Source organism: uncultured Eubacterium sp. (assembly GCF_934295145.1).
Taxonomy (GTDB): domain Bacteria; phylum Bacillota; class Clostridia; order Lachnospirales; family Lachnospiraceae; genus Eubacterium_I.
In genome coordinates this window covers 1-2,282 of sequence record NZ_CAKRAS010000111.1, presented here as the reverse complement: position 1 = coordinate 2,282, position 2,282 = coordinate 1, and the positions used below count along the sequence as shown (strand labels likewise).

2 protein-coding genes are annotated in these 2,282 nt (G+C 38.2%); both read left to right on the top strand.

Annotated features, from left to right (window positions below):
- Window positions 1-989 (top strand): YhcG family protein (locus tag Q0I54_RS13225; RefSeq protein WP_296119349.1); only part of this gene is annotated, 989 nt, incomplete at its 5' end.
- A gap of 697 nt (window positions 990-1,686) precedes the next feature.
- A complete protein-coding gene (locus tag Q0I54_RS13220; RefSeq protein WP_296119345.1) occupies window positions 1,687-2,055 on the top strand; it encodes a TnpV protein in 369 nt (122 codons plus the stop codon).
- Window positions 2,056-2,282 lie beyond the last annotated feature (227 nt).

Below are 2,282 nucleotides of genomic sequence, written 5' to 3'. Positions count from 1 at the left end.
CTGAGTATCTCTCCATTATCGAAAATATCAAGAGCGAAATCAGGGCTGCACAGTACCGTGCAGCAGTTCATGCGAATGCAGATATGTTGCTCCTTTATCATGATATAGGTTGTGTGATCAATGAACATAAATCATGGGGTAACAAGTTTATTGACAATCTTGCCACTGATATTAGGATTTCCTTTCCAGAGAGTAAAGGATATTCTGTTCGTAATCTAAAATATATGGCAAAATTTGCTGAGACTTATCCTGATCGGGAATTTGTGCAGACGGTGTCTGCACAAATTCCGTGGTCCCATAATATCGCAATTTTGGAAAAAGTCAAAGATCCTCAACAGCGTATATGGTACATTGAAAAAACGGCTGAGAATGGATGGTCTCACAATGTTTTGATTCATCAAATCGAAAGTGATTTGTATCAGCGGCAGGTTTTGGCAAATAAGGTCACAAATTTTGAGCATCGTCTACCATCTTCGCAAAGCGAATTAGCAGTGCAGACTATGAAAGACCCATACGTCTTTGATTTTATTCCTTTCCGGGAAGATATGCTGGAACGAGATATTGAGCAGGCACTGGTTCGGGATGTTACAAAGCTTCTTCTGGAGCTTGGAACAGGATTTGCATTTTTGGGCAATCAGTATCACCTGAATGTAGGTGGCGATGATTTTTACATTGATTTGCTATTTTATAACCTGAATCTACGCTGTTATGTGGTTATTGAATTGAAAACTGGTGACTTCAAGCCGGAATATGCCGGTCAGCTAAATTTTTATCTGTCAGCGGTGGATGGCATTTTAAAGAAAGAGCAGGATAATCCGTCCATTGGCTTGCTTCTGTGCAAAAGCAAGAATAATGTGGTTGCAGAATATTCGCTCAAAGATATTTCAAAGCCGATTGGTGTAAGCGAATATAAAATAACCAGCAGTCTGCCAGATGATCTGGAAAAGCAACTGCCATCTGTTGAGGATATTCAGAAACGTATTAAATGAGTTATTGGCTAATTATCAGCCTCTGGAATAGTTCATTAACAGCCTTGACGAGACGGTTAATGATTAGGTATTTGCATATGGGGTGAAAAATGGATTTAAGAGAATTTTATTTTCAGAATATAAAAGAATCGGAGTATCATTATGGTTTCTTTGATGCTATAAAAAAAGTAAACTACACATATAACATTTTTATTGGGGAAGAAGAAACTCAGGATTATTGATTTGAGATGGGACATTCGGATGCTGGTGTTACACTCAATGTTTACACGCATGCAAGTTATGCACACGCTGCGGAGCAGATGGCACAGATTGCCCGGTTCCGTCAGCACTCCGAAACTGAAAAGAACAGAGATTTGACTGCTGTATGAGCAGCAGATATGGTGGTAATATCTTAAAATTACTACACCATTTACTACACCACTTGATGGTGTAGTTGCAAAGATTTACAGAGACTTATGAAAATTTGAAGAAAAACCGAAAGTCCGGAAACCCTTGTAAAATCAACGTTTTCGAGACTTATGGAGGATTATAGAGATTATGATAAAAGTACTTTTCATCTGCCACGGCAAGTGACGAAAATAGTGCTGAAAACTTTTGAAAATCAAGGATTTTTTCAAAATCCGACCTGAATTTACGACACTTTTACGACAGATGAAGTCAAGCTATGATAAATACGTTGTGAAAGAGGTTAAATACGATGAAAGAAAGACTTACGAAGAACAGAATTGATTATGTACTGGTTGGGGATTATTATATACCGGATTTGAAGTTGCCGGAGGAAGAACGTCCTATTGGAAAGTATGGACGTATGCACCGAGAATATTTGCGGGAGAATAAGCCAGTGATATTTAACGATTTGGTGTTGAGTTGTCAGCTCTGGAGCTATCTGGCGGATATAAATGAGCAGGCACAAGATAGATTGCAGACCATCATTAATCAAATGCAAAAAGCTGAGTCTGTAACCGAGAAAATGAAAGAAGATAATCAGTGGGAATGGATTCAGAGAATGGGCAGTATCCACAATCGTGCAGAAGAAATTGTGTTGAACGAATTGATTTATAGATAATTGACAATGCAGTACACACCTGTTACACTTCGTGTAACAGGTGTGTACTGCAAGAAATATTGGGAGCTTGTATTCTATTTAAAAAAAGGAATCTTGACAGTCACAATAAAAGTTGTATAATGATAGTAACAGAACCCACCACGCCTCTGATTTTCATGCGCAACCCGGTGGGACTTTTTCATTTATGGGGTGTTTTATGTATCAATATCCAAAACAAATATTAACAA

Bases quoted from the DNA above. Each gene is read 5' to 3' on its own strand.
- Q0I54_RS13220 (WP_296119345.1), top strand. From the start codon at position 1,687: ATGAAAGAAAGACTTACGAAGAACAGAATTGATTATGTACTGGTTGGG.